The sequence below is a fragment of the Variovorax sp. P4_D9 genome (assembly GCF_056401695.1).
On sequence record NZ_JBFUIU010000783.1, the window covers coordinates 1 to 4071 of the forward strand.

Below are 4071 nucleotides of genomic sequence, written 5' to 3' on the forward strand. Positions count from 1 at the left end.
CTGCTGCACGAGCGCACGCCGCGGCAGATCATCGGCAGCGCCGACCCCCGCACGCCGCCCGAACCGGCGACCGGCGAGGCGGCGCCGGTGTTCCAGCCGCGCGCGGTCGACCCGACCGGCGCCGGCTTCCAGCCGACCCACCTGCTGTCGAACGGCCGCTACACGGTGGCGCTACGCGCCAACGGCACCGGCGTGAGCCGCTGGCGCTCGTTCAACGTCAGCCGCTGGCGCGACGATCCGCTGCGCGACGGCTACGGCACCTTCTTCTATGTGCGCGACACGCAGACCCACGCGCTGGCCTCGCTGACCGCACTGCCGGCACCCGGCCCCGACTGGCGCTATCGCGCGCGCTTCCTGGCCGACCAGGTGCAGTTCGAAGCCAGCGGCCCGGGCCTGCAGGCGCGCACCACCGTGCTCATCAGCCCGGAGGACGACACCGAGCTGCGCACGGTCGAACTGCACAACACCGGCAGCGAGACGCGTACGCTCGAGCTGATCTCGTACTTCGAACCGGTGCTGTCGAATCCCAAGGCCGACGAGGCCCATCCGGCCTTTGCTAACCTGTTCGTCGACAGCCGCTGGGAGCCGGGCTGGCGGGCCTTGCTGATGGCACGCAAGCCGCGCCTGCACGGCGACCCGGCGGTGGCCGCCGCGCACTTCGTCGCCGCGGTCGATGCGCAGGTGCTGGCCGTCGCCTGCATGACCGATCGGCGCGCCTTCATCGGCCGCAACCGGACACTGGCCGAGCCGGCGCTCGATGCCCAGCCGCTGGCAGCCAATGGCCGGCCGGTCAACGGGCTCGACCCGATCGCCTGCCTGCGCGTGACGCTGTCGATCGCGCCCGGCGCCAGCGCTCGCGTGACCTTCGCGACCGCCGCCGGCGACAGCATCGAATCGCTGATGCCCTGCATCGACCGCTACCTGGAGCCGATGCACGTGGAGCGCGCGACCCGCATGGCGGCGACGCTGGCGCAGGTGCGGCTGCGCGACCTCAGTATCGACCCGGCGAAGAACCTCGCGCTGCAGGACCTCACGACCATCCTGACCTACACCACGCCGCGCACGATGCGCGACCGCGGCCTGATCGACCTGCGTCAGATCTGGCGCTTCGGCATCTCGGGCGACAAGCCGATCGTGCTGGTCACGATCCACTCGACGGCTGGCAAGGGGCTGGTCGACACGCTGCTGAGAGCCCAGCCGTGGTGGGGCTTCGGCGGCGTCGCCTGCGACCTGGTGGTGCTCAACAGCGAACCCCACTCCTACCTGATGCCGCTGCAGCGCGAGATCGAGACGCTGCGCAGCCGGGTCGCGCAGCAGACGCAGAACAGCTTCCCGCGCAACGATGCGGCCGGCTTCTACCTGCTGCGCGACGCCGAGCTGACAGCCTCGGAGAAGGCGGCGCTGTCGAGCCTCGCGCGGGCGGTCTTCACGGCCGACGGACGCACGCTGGAGGCCCAGGTGGCGGCACTGCGCGAACCGGCGGGCGCCCCCGAAGGCGCGGCTGCGATCCGGCAGGTGGCGGTCGCAAGGCTGCCGGCGCCGGCGCCCACGGCCGAAACGGTGACTGCGCCGCAGGGCAGCTTCGATGCCCAGAGCGGCGAGTTCCGCTTCGAGGTCGACGTCAATCGCCGCACCGCGCGACCCTGGGTCAACGTCATCGCCAACGCCGGCTTCGGCTTCCAGGTCTCCGAAGCGGGCTCCGGCTACACCTGGGCCACCAACAGCCGGCTGCACCAGGTCACACCCTGGTCGAACGATCCGGTGCAGGACCCGGCCTTCGAGCACTACCTGCTGCAGGATCTCGACTCGCGCGAACTGCTGCCGCTGACGCCGGCCGGCCGAGGCGACGCCTCGGCCAGGCACCGCGTGCGGCATGGCCAGGGCTACACGGTGTTCGAATGCCTCCACCGCAACGTGGTGCTGGAAACCACCTTCTTCGCCGATCGCGACGAGCGGATCAAGCTGGTGCAGGTGAAGGTGCGCAACGAAGGCTTCGGTGCACGCCGGCTGCGTGCCGTCGCCATGGTCGAGTGGCAATTGGGTGCGGCACGCGGCGAGCGCCGCACGGTCCACACCTGGAAGCCCGAGGAACTGCCCGCGGTGTTCGGCCAGCAGCGCGAATCGAGCGCCGGTTTCGGCGGCAGCACCGGCTTCGTCGCCATTGCCGGCCTCGGCGGCGCGACGCAATGGACCTGCGAGCGCAGCGAGTTCTTCGCCGGCCGCGGCGGCATCGAGCTGCCCGACAGCCTGGGCGGGCGCGCAGGCAGCGGCCTCGATGCCTGCGCGGCCGTGGCCGGCGAATTCAGCCTGGCGGCCGGGGCGAGCGCCGGCTTCTGCTTCATGCTGGGCCACGCCGACGACGCCGAAGCGGCCTTGCAGATGGCACGCCGCTGGCAGCAACGCAACGTCGAAGAAGCCCTGGCGCAGGCGCGCGGCTTCTGGGACGAATTGCTGGGCCGCCTGCAGGTGCGCACGCCCGATCCGCTGTTCGACGCCATGGTCAACCGATGGTTGATGTACCAGACCCTGTCCTGCCGCCTCTGGGCCAAGGCCGGCTTTTACCAGGCCGGCGGCGCCTTTGGCTTCCGCGACCAGCTGCAGGACGCGATGGCCTTCGCGCTGACCGACCCGGCGCGCCTGCGCGAGCAGATCCTCGTCAATGCGGCACGGCAGTTCCCCGAAGGCGACGTCCAGCACTGGTGGCACATGCCGGGCGGTGCCGGGGTGCGCACCCATTTCTCGGACGACCTGCTGTGGCTGCCCTATGCCGCGGCCCACTACGTGGAGGTCAGCGCCGACCGCTCGGTGCTCGACGAACGCGTGCCCTTCCTCGACGGCCCCGCGATCCCCGACGGCGCCGAGGACGCCTATTACGCGCCCCGCACCAGCGAGCAGACGGCGAGCGTCTACGAACATGGCGCCCGCGCCATCGACAAGAGCCTGGCGACCGGCCTGCACGGGCTGCCGCTGATGGGCACCGGCGACTGGAACGACGGCATGAACCGGGTCGGCCACGAAGGACGCGGCGAGTCGGTCTGGCTGGCCTGGTTCCTGTGCAGCGTGGTGGAGCGCTTCGCGCCCTTTGCCCTGGCGCGCGGCGAGGGCGAGCGCGCCAGGCGCTGGCTCGCCGCTCGGCAGGGATGGATCACCGCGCTGCACGCCGCCGGCTGGGACGGCGCCTGGTTCCGGCGCGCCTTCTTCGACAACGGTGCGCCGCTCGGCTCATCGCTCAACGACGAATGCGCGATCGACCTGATCGCGCAGGCCTGGTCGGTGCTCTCGGGCGCCTCGGACGACCTGCACACGGCCCCCGCGCTGGCCTCGATGGCGCAGCATCTGCACGACCCGCTGCACGGCCTGATGCGGCTGCTGGACCCGCCGCTCGCGCACTCGCCCAACAACCCCGGCTACATCCAGGCCTACCCGCCCGGCGTGCGCGAGAACGGCGGCCAGTATTCGCACGCCGCGGTCTGGGCGCTGATGGCGCAGGCGCTGCGCGGCGACGTCGAGGCCGCGTGGCAGACCTTCGAGGGTCTGAGCCCGGCGCACCGCGCCCATCATCCCGAGCGCGGTCCGGCCTACGAGATCGAGCCCTACGTGATGGCGGGCGACGTCTACAGTGCCGCGCCCTACGCCGGACGCGGTGGCTGGAGCTGGTACACGGGCTCGGCCGCCTGGCTGCAGCGGGCGGCGGTCGAGACGCTGCTGGGCCTGTCGGTGCGCGGCGACCAGCTTGCGCTGACGCCGCGGGTACCGGCGCACTGGCCGGGCTTCGAGATCAGGCTGCGGCTGGCGGGGAAGCGCWTCACGCTGCGCCACGGACAGGCGGGCGCCGAGCCCGCGACGCAGCGGGCAGCGATCGGCGAATGGATCATCTGGCGGATGTGGCCGGACGGCGCGATCGTGCAGATCAACTGACGAGCGTCCGGCTCAATCCCCGAGCAGCTCCCCGATCGGCTGCAGGTCTTCGACGTGGTCGCAGACCGCTTTCACGACCATCATGATCGGGATGCCCAGCAGTAGGCCCCAGATGCCCCACAGCCAGCCCCAGAAGATCACGCCGACGAACAC

2 protein-coding genes are annotated in these 4071 nt (G+C 71.5%); one reads left to right on the top strand and one right to left on the bottom strand.

Translation table 11 applies throughout. The features are described 5' to 3' along the window. Nucleotides 1–3918: GH36-type glycosyl hydrolase domain-containing protein (locus AC1DY5_RS45045; protein ID WP_478120894.1), on the top strand; the 3918-nt coding region annotated here is incomplete at its 5' end. Nucleotides 3919–3930: 12 nt separating this feature from the next. Here the strand turns inward: AC1DY5_RS45045 and AC1DY5_RS45050 are convergent. After that, nucleotides 3931–4071, bottom strand: a 141-nt coding sequence (locus tag AC1DY5_RS45050) for an AI-2E family transporter (protein WP_478120895.1), incomplete at its 5' end; no start/stop codon positions are given.